This is a genomic window from Thiolapillus sp., from assembly GCF_048562965.1.
In the GTDB taxonomy this organism is placed as follows: domain Bacteria; phylum Pseudomonadota; class Gammaproteobacteria; order Chromatiales; family Chromatiaceae; genus Thiolapillus; species Thiolapillus brandeum_A.
Genome location: NZ_JBHNMF010000840.1, coordinates 1 through 1,260, shown reverse-complemented (window position 1 = coordinate 1,260; position 1,260 = coordinate 1). Strand labels below are relative to the sequence as shown.

Annotated in this window: 2 protein-coding genes; one reads left to right on the top strand and one right to left on the bottom strand. The window is 49.7% G+C overall.

Annotated elements, in window-relative coordinates:
• The first annotated feature begins 328 nt into the window (after window positions 1-328).
• The gene (locus tag ACOCD2_RS20530; protein ID WP_293650308.1) at window positions 329-895 is read left to right on the top strand and encodes a hypothetical protein; all 567 of its coding nucleotides are present in this window, start codon (window positions 329-331) and stop codon (window positions 893-895) included.
• 81 nt (window positions 896-976) lie between these two features.
• Here ACOCD2_RS20530 and ACOCD2_RS20525 read toward each other — a convergent pair.
• Window positions 977-1,260: hypothetical protein (locus tag ACOCD2_RS20525; RefSeq protein WP_419624437.1), on the bottom strand; the 284-nt coding region annotated here is incomplete at its 5' end.

The following is a 1,260-nucleotide window of genomic DNA, read 5'->3' as shown; positions in this document are numbered from 1 at the left end:
CTGGGGCACAAATAGGTTGTCAAAGGCCGAGTCGATTTTGGGGACTGGGATGTCCCAAAATCTATCACGAGGCCGAAGACACGCTTGGTTTGCTTTTGGCTTTTGTTGTATGGTCAGGCTACCGGCTTTGGCTTTGTATGGGATGACAAGCACTACCTGCTCTCCTATGGCTGGTATCTTCAGGAAGATTTTCTGGTAAAAGCGTTTACCACAGCGTCATATCTGGATAACTACTATCGTCCACTCGGGGTGGCTCTCATTCATTCGGAGTTGCGCTGGTTGTCGGCGCCCCATTTGGCTTCATGCCGTCAGTCTGTTGGTAGCCTTGTTGAATGGACTGCTGGTCTATTCCATCATCAATATACTCACAAGTAGCCCTGGTGAGAAGACAGTACCTGTGTATGCTTTGGCTGGAGCTCTGTTGTATCTCAGCCACCCGGCTTTGATAGAAAGTACTGTATGGATATCGGCGCAGTTCGATCTTTTTGTGACCTTTTTTCTGCTGATGCTGATTCGTTGTGATTTGCGCGCCAGGAAGTTCTGGAGCAAGTTCTTCCTGGCGCTGTTCTTCTACTCTCTCGCTGCCATGTCGAAAGAAATGGCTGCTTCCTTTTTGTTTTCTTTATTGCTGTTTCACCTGTTTCTGGACTGGAGCGGATACAGGGATAAAATTAGTGGGTTTTCAACACGCATGGCGACCTATTCGGGGATTTTCCTGGGCGGCCTCGGATATGTTTTCATGCGATATCTTGCGCTGGGCTATCTGGTTTCCACCAGTGATGCATCTCCTGCATCGTCCGATTTTCTGCTGTTGGCGAAGGCGCTTTACCACTATCTGCAAATCGTAATTTTTCCCTTTTTTACCATTTCACCTGTACACGAGTTCAGATCCTAGGGCAGTACGGACTTTGGGACATGGTTGACCGTTTTTCTGGTAGCAGTCGCAATACTGGCGGCCGTGATGAAAAAAAGCAAATTAGCGCTTGTCTTTCTTGCCTTCGTTGTGGCTATTTTCCCCGTGCTGAATGTACCCCTGTTGCCAAGCAAGGCAAGCGTATTGAGCGACCGCTATCTGACGTTCCCACTGGCTTTGTTGTTCATCATGCTCACGTTGTATTTCATGAATATCATCCGCTGCCAGCCATGGAGAGCGAAGCGAAGGCTGGTAGACCCCAGTAGCCGCGAGGCCGCACTGTTTTCCCGGCGTGCCTTGCGCCAGAGGGAAAACAAAGTAGGCCTCCGAACGCGGCGTCCAGTCAT